The following is a 16650-nucleotide window of genomic DNA, read 5'->3' as shown; positions in this document are numbered from 1 at the left end:
GCACAAAAAAGGACTGGCAGTAAGCTGATAAAAATTCAGCAATGCCAGTCCTTTTGTGTTTACAGAGTTTAAATTATTTTATTCCATAAACTTCAATCTCATAAATACGCGCAGCACTGTCGCTTCCCTGTGTAGGTTTATTTACTACGAGTTTCACATACCGTGCGTCTTTTGGTGTAAATGCATTGTGCGTCGTGCCATTTGTATTTTTTGTCACGCTGTATACTTCTTCAAAACTATTTCCATCCTGGCTGACAAGAATGGTATAAGATTTCGTGTTCATGTCTGCACTCTCGCCACCTGCTTCTGCATGGAAAATGTCAACTGCACTTACGGTATTCACTTCGCCTAAATCAAGGGTAATTTCATGAGGTGCAGCTCCTGTTGCACACCATTTCGTCGAAACATCGCCATCTACCGCAAACTCCGGCGCTTCGTTTTCATTTACATATGCGTCTGCTTCGGTTCCTGCTCCCTGGGAAAGAAGTACAAGACCATCTGCTGCATCTGAGGTGATAACAATATAGCCTTCTTTTTCTTTCTCAATGCTTCCAGCCTTATTCACCGCTGTTACCTTAACATTGTAGATGCCCTCTTCTGGATAAGATACCGATACGCTCTCGCCTTCTGCTGTTTCGATATCTGCTCCTGTAAATGTCCAGTTTACGGTTTCTGTATTTGCAGAGCATAAACTTTCAAAAGTAATCTTCGTACCTGGTGCAGCCAGTGTTACATCTGCTGCAAAATCTGCTTTCGGCAGACTGTTGTCTGGCCAATCCATAACGACCTGTGCACTGTTTCCCTCTTCAAAGGCTGCATTGACTGGAACGACCTCAAAGGCAGACTTGTTGGTATCATCTGTACGGGGAAGTGTGTTGATATAGAAACTGGTTGTGTTGGATACGCCAAGCAGGGATCTGGAATTATCCTGATTCACCCGGTAAACTTCATAATAATCAGCAGCTGTATCTGAATTCCACGCAAGACGTACACCTGCATACATTCCATCTTCATCAAACTCGGAATCTAATACTTCCAGATTGCTTACGGCTGCATTTTCTTCGGAATCTGCCTCCATCATTGTGATGTTACCGAAACGTAACTGCAGTCCGCTCACATCTTCAGCAGAAGTTATCTCATAAGAGATGGATTTGATCGTCTTTCCTATGATAGAAGAAGTATCATAAGAGACAACGGTCCATTCCTCACCGACGTTCTGGTCACCCTCTAATGTCACAACAGAACCATCTTCTAATTCAAGTACCGCATTTAAAGTAATTTCTGTTCCCTTTGCCTTTGCAGCAGTCGTATAGATCATATTGTCTGCAGCGGTAAGTTCTGCAGCATATAACTTAATTGTGGAAGAGGTATCTTTTGCCATATTGCCTCTTAAAATGAGGCTTGTTCCACCATAGTAAGCATCTGCTACATCCAGATCAGCACTTAATTTATTGCCGTCACCGTTTTCAATAATATAACGGTAGGTTGGCATAATATCTGCGATGCTGCGGTTGTTCCAGTCAAGTAAGCTTATCTGGCTGCCGTTCTTAAAGAAACTGTAACCATTCCCTGTAGAGAAATTTGTTACAAACGGTAGAGATGTCAGAGGCGTACGCTCTACTATATAAGAGGAAATACCTTTCCACTGTGTGTTACTGAGTTTTTTGACATCTGCGGATGGATCACCCATGGAGTTGACCCAGAGTTTATTTTCCTGTTTCCAGAAATTCTGGATCGTATCAGCAGAAGTATAAGCCCAGCTTGGACAGTAAAGTCCCAGTGAAGTATAGGTCCCGCCTTTTTCGTTTTCGAATAAATCCCATTTAATTTCCGTATGATAGCCCTCGCTCTGGATATCTACACCCGCATAGAGATCATAAGGGTTGATACCGTTTTCGGAAGCAAGTGCGGCAGACTTCTTCAGAAGTTCCTGATCGGAAAGGGTGTCTGAAGTCCACCAGAAATTTAAAAACATTGCATCGGCGACGGGTTCTCCGTCTTCGGACACAAGATAAGCAAGGTTTTCTTCTGTTAAGGCATTCTGCCAATCCATCCTGCCGTCCACGGTCATGGAATCATAGTAGACCAGATCCAGATCCGGTGCCTGCTCTTTGAAATATTGGATAAATTGCTGCATGCGCGCCGCATGGTCTGCCGTCAGCGGTTCTTCATCGGTTCCTTCGGTTTCCTGATTCATGAACCAACCCTCAAAACCATAAGTCTGCGCAACTTCAATGAGTTTGTCTGCTACCGGATAAGAGCCATCTTCATTTTTTACAAGCAGGTCTTCTAACCACTCCATTTTACCGCCATGTGCGGTCTGAGGCATGAAAACAGTTCCAAGAACTCTTACGCCATTTTTATGTGCTGCATCTACAACGTCAGGGCTTGGCGATACAATGAGACCTTCTCCGGAAGAACCACCCCAGTAAACCAGCGTATCCACATACTGCCAGTAGGTGAAAGTATTTGCATTCACTTTATTCAGACCATGAGGCGGGTTTCCACTGGTACTGCTGTTCATAATGGAAATTGCCATGATATTTGTTTCTTTGTTCTGAGTTGAGTTTACTGTCTGCAAATGTTCTCTTGCGGCGCGCTCTGAAAGGGGGACGGTACTTACATTGAAACGCAAATCTTCATCTGTTTTTGCATCCCAGCTTAAAAGTTCAGATGGAAACCAGTAAGAGGATTCCGGCTGACGCGCCATCGTAAGCTCCTGATTTTCATTCTCTTCCGTAAGAGAATAAATTCTCTCTGCCGTTTGAACTGTCTCTGTTATTTGAGTTGTTTCCGTCGTGGCAGCTTGTGTGTCACCCCCTGTGTTGCCACAGGCTGTTAAGCCTGCAGATAATGCTGCTGCCAGAGAAATGGCAATGCATCTTCTTCCTAAAACTTTGTTTTTCATAAAACATTTCCTTTCTTTTTTCTCCCACCGTCTTTTCATAGTGTTACTTCTTAAACATATTTTTTAACTCGCCTTATCATTTGTTAATAATATGTTATCATAAAGTTATCTGTTTTTGTTATCAATGTCAACTTTTTGTGTTGTATTTTGTGCTTTTTCTCTATAGTTCACAAATATAAGTTTAAATTTTTGAGCTATCTGCTTAATTTATTTAAACATAACAAACAACTCTGTTAACTTTTGATAACATTGCTATGAAAGATGATGAACAGAATTTGAAAGGTCAGTCTACGATAGAATCCCGGTACACAATTTCAGGGCTGATATATGTCAGCTCGAAGGGCGCATCAGGATGATCCATCCGATAGATGATCTGTAAAGAAAGTCTTTTTCCCAGGAGGCTGGTGTGAACGTAAGCGGTTGTGAGAAGTCCGTTGATGTTCGTATATTCATTGCTTCCGTCAAATCCGGTGAGGATAATACCGTTTGGAATACGCTCCGGATGTTCTGTCAGGTACAGGTGAAGAAAATGGGCAATATAGTCACTTGCGCAAATGAAAGCCTGTGGAAGTTCCGGGATAGAATCCAAAAAGGCATACAGATCATTATGATATGAGAAAATACCAATGGGATCCGTGTGACAGATGGCTGGATTTAAGGGAATATTATGATCTTTCAGGCAATGGCAGAAACCAATATACCGGTCTTTGTTCGTGATCGCGTAATGGATATCGCCAATAAAGCCTATGTTCGTAATGCCTCTTTCCAGTATGGATTGTGTGATTTCATACATGGTATTATAGCCCTCGATCAGCAGCAGGTCGCCATGTAAAGCACGGTTGCCGACTTCGGGTACCGTATCAAGGAACACTTTAGGGATGTTTAAAGTGTTATTAATTAATTCAACCATTTTCGTGTCATATACATTCAGAATAATTGCCCCAGAGACAGTTCCGTTGGTCAGGGCAGAGGGAAAGGAGTAAGAAGGTGTATAGGAGGATGGCACATAAGTATAAAGAAGGTTAATATTATGGGTTGCCAGTTCCTGCGCTAATCTATGGATAATGTTTGTCCAGAATGTAGAGGAGTCCGGGCGGGATACGATTAAAGAGACTGTTTTATCCTCTTGCGGGTCGTTAGGGATTGCGGCGGGCTCCTGCATGAATTTGGAATATCCTAATTCTTTTGCCTTTTGAAGTACGCTTTCACGAACTGCTTCTGAAACGCCTGAATGATTGTTAAATACTTTCCATACCGTAACGCGTGAGATCCCCAATTCATCTGCAATGTCTTGCATAGTTACTTTACTCATAGTAGAAATACTCCTTTTTAGATTTATAGTACAAATAGAAAAATGTGTAGTTGCAGTCAATAAAAGACAGGTATGTAGTTTGAAATTATAAGTACAGTATAGCATTAAAGAGATGATGTTTGCAACAAAAAAAATTAACAAATGTTAACAAGAGGCGGTTCGATTAATAAAAAACAACTGAAAAATAGTTGAAATGCACAAAATGCTATATAAAAATATATTAAGAACAACAAAAGTGACGACAAATGGATAAAAAAGTTAATAAAATTATTGACAAAATATAAAATAAAAGTTAATATTTGTTCATAAACAGGGAAACAAAAGTAAAGGAGGAGACTGATGAAAGAGATAAAGAAAAAGAAGGGAAAAAGACGTTGGACAAGAGATGATACGGATTTAACACTGATTTCTCTTCCAACTTTTATATGGTTTGTATTGTTTTCTTACCTTCCAATGTTTGGAATTATCATTGCATTTAAAGATTATAAATTGAGCCCGGGGCATGGATTTATCTATAATCTGCTTCACAGTGACTGGGTGGGCTGGTCTAATTTCACATATTTCTTTAAATCAAATGCCTTTTGGATGTTATTGAGAAATACGATCGTTTACAATCTTGTGTTTATTGCACTGGGAGCGGCCGTTGCAGTAGGATTTGCGCTGATGCTGAGCAATTTGCGGAATAAATTGGCATCAAAAGCATATCAGACGATGATGTTTTTCCCGTATTTTATGTCATGGGTTGTGATCAGTTATATTGTTTATGCAGTATTAACGCCGGAAAAAGGTTATTTAAATAATATCATTGTTGCACTTGGTGGAACAAAGATCATGTGGTATCAGGAACCGAAATACTGGCCGTTTATCCTTACCTTTTTAAGGATCTGGAAAGGCATGGGATATGGAATGGTCATCTACCTGGCAACGATCACCGGAATTGATCCGTCTCTGTATGAAGCGGCAGTTATGGACGGTGCAACCAAATGGCAGCAGACAAAACATATCACAATGCCATGCATCAAACCCGTTCTGATCATGATGCTGATCCTGGATGCAGGAAAAATCTTTTATTCTGATTTTGGTCTGTTTTATCAGGCAACGGGTGGAATACCGGCGTCCCTGTACAACGTTGCATCTACATTTGATACATATATTTACAAAGCAATCCAGTCGAGCGCACCAATTGGAAAGACAGCAGCGGCTTCATTCTTCCAGTCTGTATGCTGTTGTGCAACTATTTTGCTTACAAACTGGCTGGTAAAAAAAGTTGATGAAGACAGCGCGATTATATAGGGGGATAGCAATATGGCACGCAACAAATTAAGAAAAGAAAAAGAACTTAATCAGATTAAAAAAAGCACGAATGTGTTTTTTAATATCATTTTTATTATATTATCAGCGTTGTGTATTTTTCCAATCGTATTTGTGTTTTCTATCTCTATTTCGAGTGAGACATCAATACAGAAAAATGGATATCAGTTAATACCACAGGAACTTTCGGCAGCGGCATATCAGTTTCTGTGGAATGAAAGAGGAACTATTTTACATGCAACATTCATTTCCATTCTGGTTACCGCGCTTGGTATTATTTTGTCAGTACTGCTGACAACGACGATGGGATATGTTGTTTCAAGAAATACTTATAAACTGAAAAGTTTTTATACCTGGGTGATTTTTATCCCGATGATTTTCAACGGTGGTATGCTCGCCGGATACGTTGTTAATACAAATATCCTGCATTTGAGAAATTCTATCTGGGCATTGATCCTGCCGCTTGCGGTATCGCCATTTAATATTGTGATCTGTAAAACCTTTTTTAAAACGACGATCCCAGATTCCATCGTGGAATCGGCAAAAATTGATGGCGCAGGACAGCTTCGAATTTTTGCACAGATCATTTTACCGATTTCAAAGCCGATCATTGCAACGATCGCACTGTTCGCGGCATTTGGATATTGGAATGACTGGTTTCAGGCATCCTTATATATTTCAGACAAGAATTTACAGACATTACAGTCTATGCTGAATAATATCCAGAACAATATTGAGTATATAGCGAACAATCCATATGGCGGGCTTTCATTGCAGCAGTATAAAGCAAGTATGCCGACAGAGAGTGTGAGAATGGCGATCGCTATTATTATCGTGGTTCCTATTGCATGTGTATATCCATTTTTCCAGAAGTATTTTATTTCAGGTCTGACCATCGGCTCTGTAAAAGGATGATACCGTGTAAACAAAATAAGAGATATCAGATTTAGGAGGAAAATTTTATGATGAAAAAGAGAATTGTGTCATTGGGGCTTGCAGCAATGATGACCGCAGGATTATTCGCAGGGTGTGGAAATAGTTCTGAAAGCCAGGGGGACTCCACCGCTTCAGGCAGTAAAAGCGATGATATCGTTACTTTGAAGTGGGTCACAATTGGAAGTGGAATGCCGGATAACTATGATTCCTGGGTAAAGAAAGTGAATGATTATGTCGGCGAAAAAATAGGTGTAAATATTGATATGGAAGTAGTTGCCTGGGGAGACTGGGATAACCGTAGAAATATCATTATCAGTACCAATGAAGATTATGACATTATTTTCGGCAACGGAAATGTTTATACATCTGATACAAAACTCGGAGCTTACTATGACATTACAGATCTGATCGATGATAATATGCCGGGCTTGAAGGAACTTATGCCAAGTGACTATTGGGATGCAGTAGCGATCGATGGAAAGATTTATGCAGTTCCGACCTACAAAGACAGCTCATTATCCAATTATGCGATCTGGGATAAGGAGATCGTTGACAAGTATAATCTTGATATTGAATCTATGACAGACATATCTTCCCTGACAGATACCTTTAAGCAGATCAAAAGTGATACCAATGATTATCCGGTCTATGTAAAGAATGATGGTCTGTATTATATCTTTGATACTTATGATCAGTTAGGTGCCGGATGCCAGGCACTTGGTGTAAAGTACAATGATAAAGATGCGAAAGTATGCTATACACTGGAACAGGATGATATTTATTCAGAGTTAGAGACCATTCATGAGTGGTATCAGGACGGTATTATCAATCCGGATGCATCTACACTTTCCGAAGGCCGTGTATATAATGTCTGGAGAGTGGCACAGGGATGGTCTACCGCAGCACAGACATCCTGGGGTCCACAGATGGGAAAAGATGTTGAGGTTGCAAAAATTGGCGATACGATCTTATCGAATGATACAGTTCGCGGTTCTATTAACATGATCTCTGCAAATACAAAATATCCTGAGAAATGTTTACAGTTCTTAGATCTTGTAAATACAGATACGACTCTTAGGGATATGTTCTACTATGGAGAAGAGGGAGTAAACTTTGAGTACACAGATGACAATAAAGTTCACAAACTCAATGAAGACTGGACAATGGCAGGTTATACACAGGGAACATTCTTTACCGTTACACAGCAGGATACAGATACTGTAAATCAGTGGGATGAAGTGAAAGAGTTAAATGAAAATGCAGTACCATCTGTTCTGTTAGGATTTACATTTGATACATCAAACGTTGAGGATCAGTTATCAAACTGTACAGAAGTATGGTTACGTTACAAGAGTGAAGTCCTCACAGGTGTAAGAGATCCGAAGGAAGCAGTTCCGGAGATCAAAGAGGAATTAATGAATGCAGGATTCCAGGATGTCTTAGATGAGGCACAGTCACAGATTGATGAATTTTTAGCAAATAAACAGTAGGAAGAACAGTAAATATGAGTAAAATAGTAGGAAAAGCATTGCCGGATATGCCATGGCAAGACAAGGACGAAAACGATAAACTTCCTGTATGGAGATATAAAGCAAATCCAATCATTGATCGCTTTGCGACCAGAAATTCAAACAGCATTTTTAACAGTGCGGTCGTTCCGTTTGAAGATGGATATGCAGGAATATTCCGCTGCGACAGCAGATCGATCAGTATGGATATCTTTGCAGGGTTTAGTAAAGACGGGATCCATTGGGATATTTCGGATGATCCGATCGTATTCCACTGTGATGATGAAGAGATTGGAAAAAGAGATTACAGATATGATCCGAGAGTATGTTTTATAGAGGACCGCTATTATATCACCTGGTGTAATGGATATCATGGATATCCAACGATCGGCGTAGGTTATACATTTGATTTTAAAACATTTTATCAGTTGGAAAATGCATTTTTGCCATTTAACAGAAATGGAGTTCTTTTTCCGAGAAAGATCAATGGAAACTACTATATGTTAAGCCGTCCAAGTGATAATGGACATACGCCGTTTGGAGATATCTTCGTCAGTGAAAGTCCTGACATGAAACACTGGGGTGTCCACAGATATGTGATGGGAACCATCAAAGGGGACGAGTCAGCATGGCAGTCAACCAAAATTGGTGCAGGCTGTATCCCGATCGAGACAGAAGAAGGATGGCTTGTGATCTACCACGGTGTTATCAACACCTGTAACGGTTTTGTATACCGTATGGGCTGTGCACTGTTAGATCTCGAACAACCATGGAAAGTCTTAAAGCGGACAAAAAATTATATTCTGGCACCACATGAAATTTATGAGTGTATGGGAGATGTTCCGAATGTCGTATTTCCGTGTGCTGCGCTTACGGACGCAGAAACAGGAAGAATTGCAATTTACTATGGCTGTGCAGATACAGTTACAGGACTTGCGTTTACGACAGTAAATGAATTAATGGAAAGCATGGAAAGTATGTAATAAAAAACGGAGTTGTTACAAAATAATAATAATATTATTTGTGACAGCTCTGTTTTTGCAAAAAATTTCTGGAAACAGCAGTGGGAGAAAAGAATGATAGAGAAAAATTCGGGAAAACCATATATGAATGTAATATTTGGAAATTTTTACAGTCCGGGATATGACGATCCGGATTTTGTGGATGAGACGATGGAACTGATCAAAAATCTTGGTTATAACAGCGTTATGTTTGACACAAAAGACTGGGAAGATTTCAGGGAACGCTATAAAACCGGAGAACGGAGCCAATATGTAAAAATGCAGGAATATATGGGGCAGTCTGCATTGAAACATGGATTAACGTATAATTTCCTGGTGTTATATTTGAATGGCGATAATTTGTACCCGCATATCCGTTTCAGTCCACCTGTATTTGGGGAAGAGGTCGTGACAATAGATCAAAAAGGTGGAAAATGGTACAAGTACTGGTCAGATACTGCGAGAGAAACGATGGCAGAGCATGTAGACCAGATCCTTCAAATGTACGGGGAGGGCTGTACCACCTGCCGGTTGGGACAAAAACAGGTCCTTCCAACATGTACGATGTGGGATCCGATTGCAGCGCCAAGTTTTGACCAGGATGGAATAGAACGCTATCAGAAATTTTTACAAGAGAAATATAAAAACAATATATCGTTATTCAATGAGAGGTACGATCTGGATATCGATGATTTTAAGCAGTTAAAACCAGAGGATTACTGGTATTCTGTGATTTATGGAGAGGGAAGCTGTTATACCGGAGAGGATATCAAAAAAAGAACAAAGAAGTTCTGGATATGGAAAGATAACATGTCCTGGAAAATAGAAGAACTGCGGCTGTACTTTAAAGATATGCAGACACGCCTCAAAAAAGACCACCCGGAATTATTCCTTTGTCCGGATCTGTCGCAGTGGGGATATTTTTTTAATGTGTACAGCCAGAAACAATGTGACAGTGACAATCCGGATTACAGTGAATTGTGGGATACTGCAATGCGGGGGATCGATATGTATGCGATCAGTCCATATGTGGATTCCTGCCATTTCATAACAGTTCCGGCAAGACCGGATGCGAGTCCGGATGCCTATGTCACTTCCTGCCAGCACAGTATGATGCGCGTGATGAATGAAGGAAAAGAATGTATCGGCGGTATCTATTGGGGACGTTATATTTACCGGGATCTGTATGCATTTTTAACGCCGGAAGAAATTGTGGGTACCATGACCGCGTGCGGGGTAGATGGCTACACTTCCTATGGGATGAACGGACTTGATGATGGCGGTGTGCTAAATCGCATGGAAGATGACTTTTTAGATTCACTGAGAAGGGGAAATACCTGGTGTGCAGAAGTGATTCCAAAAAGGGGAAAAAGTAAATTTAAAGAGATCGCAATCCTTTTTCCATCCGAGATGTCAGATTATGAACCGTTTGATGTGGAAAATAATGAGATCCGCCGGCTGGATATGCTGGGGTGGTATGAAATATGCTGTGATCTTGGGTATCAGACGGATGTCATCAGCTATCAGGACATTTTAGGGAATAAATTAAACGCCTATAAGATGCTGATCGTTCCATCCAATGACTGTTATTTTGCGGAAGAACACACAGACATGGAAAAAATGATCCGGGAATGGGTGACAAATGGGGGAGTCGTGCTACATGGACCAGACTGCGGGTTAAGTAAAAACTGTTTCGGCATTCAGGGGATCCCATGTGAAAAAACACCGTACATATATCAAAAGCCTGTCATTCCACAGGGCTGTGAATTTCAGAGATATGAGACAGGAAGATGTATCAGTGCGTATGCAGACGATGCGGGCAAATGTATTGTTATGCAGGAAATTGAAAAAGGAAAGGTTATTTCCTGCGGAGTACAGTTAGGTGCTTCTTATGTGGCAAAAAATATACCACATGTACCATATGAACAGAGAAATAAAGAAATGTATCCGATCATTCAGGCAAGAAGTACACTGTTGGAAGATCTGTTAGGGGTATGTGGAAAACCTGTTTCAGGAATCTGTGAAAGAGGCATTGAAACAGGTGTGTTTGAGACGGGAATGGTTTTGGTAAACCATCGGTCAACACCGTATGAGATTGGAAATTTAAAAGGAAAACGGAAATTTACAAATCCAGTGAATGATACCGTGTTATTGCCACATTCAGCGGTATGGATTGAGCGTGAATAAAGAGCAGGTGAAAGTATGGCTTTTATAAGAGAAAAAGAAGAAATCAAAACGGGGTTTCAGGAGATAGAACCGTGGTCATCAGAGATTGACCTTCAGACGGATTTCGTTATGGTCTATGGTCTGAATGAATCTTTAGAATCCCGGATGCAGCAATATAGGGAGCGGGGCTATAAGGTACATTTAATGCTTGGGTGCGCCTGGGGAAATTATAAAGAGTATCTGTGCGGCAGGTGGGACGGAAAGGAGCACTGGGATGAATGTCAGACGGACCGGAACGGAAACCCGATCCTGCACGGGGTTGATACACCATATATGGTGCCGACACGGTCTTTTATCCAATATCTGACGGAACATTTATGTACTCTCATAGATAAAGGGATCACAGAAATTTATATGGAAGAACCCGAATTCTGGGAAGCGGGAGGATATTCGGAGGCATTTAAAAAAGAATATCTGGCATATTATGGCGTGGATTGGGAACCGCCCCATACAAATATCAATGCGAAATACCGCAGTTCCAGATTAAAAGCATATTTATATGGAAGGCTTGTCAGACATCTCAGCAGAAATATCAAAGAGTATGGAAGAAAAACGGGGAAAGAGATCCATTTTTATGTGGCGACGCATAGTCTGGTAAATTATGCACAGTGGAAGATCATGAGTCCGGAAAGCCGTCTTTTGGATGTCGATGAGGTGGATGGTTTTATCGCACAGGTATGGACGGGGACGAGTGGCACAGGAAACGTATATGAGGGCCATTATAAGAGCAGAACATTTGAGACGGCGTATTTAGAATATGGCATCATGCAGGAACTGGTTAAAGGGACAGATAAGGAAGTATGGTTTTTACAGGATCCGGTGGAAGATAACCCGGAGCATGGCTGGGAAGAGTATGAAGATAAATATAAAAAGACTCTGACAGCAGCTTTATTCTGGCCGGATGTGGATCACTACGAGGTGTGTCCGTGGCCAAACAGGGTGTTTAAGGGAAGATATCCAAGAAAAGTCGGTCTTGCGGAGGGGATGATCCCGACGGAGGATATGGAAGGTGCAAAAAATATCCCGGATACCTACGCGACATTTCTGGCAAGTATGATACAGACACTGGGAGATATGACCAAAGGGGAAAACGAAACAGAAAAAGATGCGGTCGGTGTATTTTTAGCGGATAGCTGTATGTACCAACGGACATACCCGGATCATGTGGAACATCATGGGCAGAAGATCAATCTGTCGGGAATGGAAGATTGGATGAACCGTCTTATTTTTCAAAAGGAAGAAGAACGTCAGCTTCTTTTATCCATGGAAAAAATGGAATATGCGTATAAAGAATGCTGCGCATTCCCGGACTGGTTTGGACTGACACTGCCATTATTAAAATATGGTTTACCGATACAGCCGGTATATTTTGATCACATGGTCCGCTATGATGAGTATCTGAGAAAATATCGGTATCTGATCTTAAGTTATGAATTTATGAAACCGGAAAGTGAAGAATTTCATCACAAACTGGTGGAATGGGTAAAACAGGGAGGCACACTTTTTTATATTGGAAAAGACTTTGATCCATATAATTATTTACAGGAATGGTGGCAGAAATTTTTCTGCGACACGCCTGCACAACATCTTTTTGCAGAGTTTGGAATGGATAAGGAACCAGCCAATGGATGTTACCGGATCGGAGAGGGAAATGTTCTCGTATGGAATGAAGTTCCTGCGCTGTTAAGCGTGAATGAAGCGATCGCAGATAAATACCGCAACTGGATCCGGGAAGGACTTAAGATGGGCGGATATCACTGGAAGATGTGCAATTATCTGTCGGTAAGAAGGGATCCGTATATTGTGATAGCGTCCATGCAGGAATCGGATATGGGATCGGTTTATACAAAAGAGGGTCTGTTTGTGGATCTGTATGAAGATAAATATCCGGTCGTGGAGCGGGTTTTGGTAGAACCCGGGCAGGAAAAGCTGCTGTTTGATCTTGAAAAGATAAAAGAAGATGTAAGGATTATCGCAACGGCAGCGCGTATTGAAAATATGGTATGTGAAAACGGACAGCTTAGTATTGAGGCGAAGGCAATTGATCACATTCAGGTGAATATGAGGATCCGCCTGCCGGGGAAACCGGAAGATTTATGTGCACATACAGAAAGCGGGAAAAACATGGAACTGCAGTCTGTATGGGATGAGAAAAGCAGAACGGTTTTGTTATCCTACAGAAGCAACAACGAAAAAGTATATATTACAGGGAAATTAAAGTATGAATCATGATGCTAATGCAGCTGCCAGATAATTTAATGGGCTGCATCATGGAACTTATATAAAGATTGGAAACGATCTTAATATAGAAAGAAAACAAGACAAGGAGGAAAATATGGATTTCTTAGACAAAAGAGTCGGTGTAATTTGCAACGAACTTAAGAAATTAAAAGTAAAACAGGTATTTCCACTGACACAGTGGGAGTACAAGGAAGGAAACTTTATTCACCCGGAGGATGCATTAAAAGACGAGGCAGCCTGGGAAAACTTTGACTGCAAGACCATGCACTGGTATGGCAAGGACCGTCATTACTGGTTCCGCACGACCTATACCGTTCCGGAGGAGCTGGATGGCAAAAGCATATGGATCCGCGTTTCCTCACAGATCGACGAGTGGGATGACGGAAGAAATCCGCAGTTTATCGTGTTTGTGAACGGGGAGGTTTATCAGGGTATCGATATGAACCACAGGGAGTGCCTGATCACAAGAAGCGGAAAGGCAGGAGAGACACTGACCATCGATCTGCAGGCATATACCGGGATCATGCATGAGGAATTTGCGCTCCGCACACAGATCGAGGAGATCGATGCAGAGATCGAAAAACTCTATTATGACCTGTGGGTTCCGCTTGCAGCATTTTCCCGTATGGAAGCAGATGATAAAAACCGCAAGGATATTGAGTATGTGCTCAATGAGACGATCAATCTGCTGGATCTAAGGACCCCGTATTCCGAAGGCTTTTACCGGAGTGTGCGGGAAGCATCTGCTTATATCCAGAAAGCACTTTATGAGGATATGGCAGGGTATGAGGATGTGATCGCAACCTGTATCGGACATACGCATATCGATGTTGCGTGGTGGTGGACTGTGGCACAGACCAGGGAAAAAGTCGGACGCAGCTTTGCAACTGTGTTAAAGCTGATGGACGAGTACCCGAATTATAAGTTCATGTCCAGCCAGCCGCAGTTATATGCATTTTTAAAGGAGCGCTATCCGGAATTGTACGAGAAAGCAAAACAGCGCATCAAAGAGAAACGCTGGGAGCCGGAAGGCGGTATGTGGGTCGAGGCAGATTGCAACCTGACATCGGGAGAATCCCTCGTCCGTCAGTTTATGCATGGCAAACGCTTTTTTAAAGAGGAATTTGGCGTGGACAACCGTATCCTCTGGCTGCCGGATGTGTTCGGTTATTCCGGGGCACTGCCGCAGATCATGAAAAAATGCGGAATCGATTATTTTATGACAACCAAACTGGCATGGAACCAGTTCAATAAAGTACCTTACGATACGATGATGTGGCGCGGAATCGATGGAACAGAGGTGCTGACACACCTGATCACGACCCTTGGCGTGAGCCAGCCGATCAAAGATTACTTTACGACCTATAATGGCATGCTGCACCCGGATGCGATCATGGGAGGATGGATGCGTTACCAGAATAAGGACATCAATAACGATATCTTAGTCTCCTACGGTTACGGCGATGGCGGCGGCGGTCCGACCAGGGAAATGCTTGAGACTTCGATCCGCATGGAAAAGGGAATCAAAGGGATTCCGAAAGTACGCCAGGAATTTTCACGCACCTATTTTGAAGAACTTGAGGAGCGCGTGAAAGGTGACAGACGCCTGCCGGTATGGGAAGGTGAATTTTACTTTGAGTACCATCGCGGAACTTATACCTCCATGGCGAGAAATAAACGTAGCAACCGTAAGGCAGAACTTGGTCTGATGGATCTGGAACTGTTGTCCGTTTTAGCACAGGCACAGGCAGCGTATCCGGCAGAAGAACTCGACCGCATGTGGAAAAAAGTCCTGATCAACCAGTTCCATGATATTCTGCCTGGATCTGCGATCCATGAAGTATATGAGGTGACAAAGGAAGAATACGCTGCACTTCAGAAAGAGATCAAAGCACTGGAAGAGGAACGTCTCCATGCACTCGTGGGAGATGGCGAAGGCATCACTATTTTCAATACAACCGGACACGACCGCAGTGATATCGTAGAACTTGGGGAGATCCATGCGGAAGCGTTAAAGGATGCAGAGGGCGTGATCTATCCGGTACAGAAGACTGCAGAAGGTGCAGTGGTCTATGTAGAGCATCTGCCGTCAAAAGGATATAAGACATTTGCGGCTGTATCCAGTGAAATTGAGCAGAAAACACCGTTTGTCCTTGTGGATGACCATACGCTTGAGACACCGTTTTATACGATCCATCTGGATGCGGAGGGATGTTTTGACCGCATCTACGATAAGGAAAACGACAGGGAAGTACTGCAGGATGGCAAAAAAGGCAATCAGTTCCGCATGTACGAGGATAAGCCGATGTGCTTTGATAACTGGGATGTGGATATTTACTATACCGAAAAGTACTGGGATGTCAATGATGTGATTTCTATGGAATGGACAGAGTGCGGTCCGGTGCGTGCAACGTTAGAGATGGAGCGGAAAGAAAGCAATTCTGTGATCCGCCAGAAGATCCATTTCTATGCAGACAGCAGAAGGATCGAATTTGAGACTTATGTGGACTGGAAAGAGCATCAGACATTGTTAAAGGTACATTTCCCGGTCAATGTACATACCGATGAAGCAACATTTGATGTACAGTTTGGTAATCTGACACGCAAAGTGCATACCAATACGAGCTGGGATAAAGCACGTTTTGAGAGCTGCGGACAGAAATGGATCGATCTCTCGGAAGGTCACTACGGAGTCAGCATGTTAAATGACTGCAAATATGGACATTCCGTGAAGGATTCTGATATGGCACTGACACTGATTAAATCCGGCATCGAACCGAATCCGGTGGCAGATCAGGAAGAGCACTATTTTACCTATGCAATCTATCCGCATGCGGAAAAATGGCAGGAAGCAAAGACCGTGGAGCAGGCATATGACCTGAACCAGCCGGCTATTGCAGTGGCAGGAGGAAAGCCGGGAAGCCTGTTGTCAAAAGCATCTGTGGACAGGTCCAACGTTGTATTAGAGACGATCAAGTGTGCAGAGTCCGGTCATGGCATCATTATCCGTATGTATGAGAGCGAAAATGCACTCACAAAGACAAATCTTGTAGTTGAGGGGAACTACAACAAAGCGTTTGCCTGCAATCTGCTCGAGGAGGAAGAAGCAGAATTAGAGTTGAAAGACGGAGTGGTTTGTGTACAACTGAAACCGTATGAAGTTGTTACTGTAAAACTCGTTTAAAATCATATAGAGGCATTCAGATT

9 protein-coding genes are annotated in these 16650 nt (G+C 42.1%); 7 read left to right on the top strand and 2 right to left on the bottom strand.

The features are described 5' to 3' along the window. Positions 1-73 precede the first annotated feature (73 nt). Positions 74-2908, bottom strand: a complete 2835-nt coding sequence (locus H8S51_RS17725; protein WP_241070804.1) for an endo-beta-N-acetylglucosaminidase — start codon at positions 2906-2908, stop codon at positions 74-76. 283 nt (positions 2909-3191) lie between these two features. Further along, positions 3192-4220 (bottom strand): LacI family DNA-binding transcriptional regulator, encoded by a 1029-nt coding sequence (locus tag H8S51_RS17720; RefSeq protein WP_006856796.1) that lies wholly within the window; start codon positions 4218-4220, stop codon positions 3192-3194. A gap of 339 nt (positions 4221-4559) precedes the next feature. Here H8S51_RS17720 and H8S51_RS17715 point away from each other — a divergent pair, with 339 nt between their 5' ends. From H8S51_RS17715 to H8S51_RS17685, 7 genes are all read left to right on the top strand, one after another. Further along, on the top strand, positions 4560-5513 hold the full coding sequence (locus H8S51_RS17715; RefSeq protein ID WP_006856797.1) for an ABC transporter permease: 954 nt from the start codon (positions 4560-4562) through the stop codon (positions 5511-5513). 12 nt (positions 5514-5525) lie between these two features. Next, entirely contained in the window at positions 5526-6446 is a 921-nt protein-coding gene (locus H8S51_RS17710; protein ID WP_006856798.1) for a carbohydrate ABC transporter permease, read from the top strand. 47 nt (positions 6447-6493) lie between these two features. After that, positions 6494-7957 (top strand): ABC transporter substrate-binding protein, encoded by a 1464-nt coding sequence (locus H8S51_RS17705; RefSeq protein ID WP_006856799.1) that lies wholly within the window; start codon positions 6494-6496, stop codon positions 7955-7957. Between the two features lie 14 nt (positions 7958-7971). Then, positions 7972-8958 carry a glycoside hydrolase family 130 protein gene (locus H8S51_RS17700; RefSeq protein WP_006856800.1) on the top strand — a complete coding sequence of 329 codons (987 nt, stop codon included), beginning with the start codon at positions 7972-7974 and terminating at the stop codon, positions 8956-8958. Between the two features lie 93 nt (positions 8959-9051). Continuing rightward, positions 9052-11163: a type 1 glutamine amidotransferase family protein gene (locus H8S51_RS17695; protein WP_118590584.1), complete on the top strand. Its 2112-nt coding sequence runs from the start codon at positions 9052-9054 to the stop codon at positions 11161-11163. A gap of 15 nt (positions 11164-11178) precedes the next feature. Then, on the top strand, positions 11179-13434 hold the full coding sequence (locus tag H8S51_RS17690) for a hypothetical protein (RefSeq protein ID WP_118590586.1): 2256 nt from the start codon (positions 11179-11181) through the stop codon (positions 13432-13434). A gap of 103 nt (positions 13435-13537) precedes the next feature. After that, positions 13538-16627 carry an alpha-mannosidase gene (locus H8S51_RS17685; protein ID WP_186899272.1) on the top strand — a complete coding sequence of 1030 codons (3090 nt, stop codon included), beginning with the start codon at positions 13538-13540 and terminating at the stop codon, positions 16625-16627. The last annotated feature ends 23 nt before the right edge of the window (positions 16628-16650 follow it).

The sequence above is a fragment of the Roseburia rectibacter genome (assembly GCF_014287515.2).
Lineage (GTDB): Bacteria > Bacillota > Clostridia > Lachnospirales > Lachnospiraceae > Roseburia > Roseburia rectibacter.
This window is presented reverse-complemented; position numbering and strand designations above follow the sequence as displayed.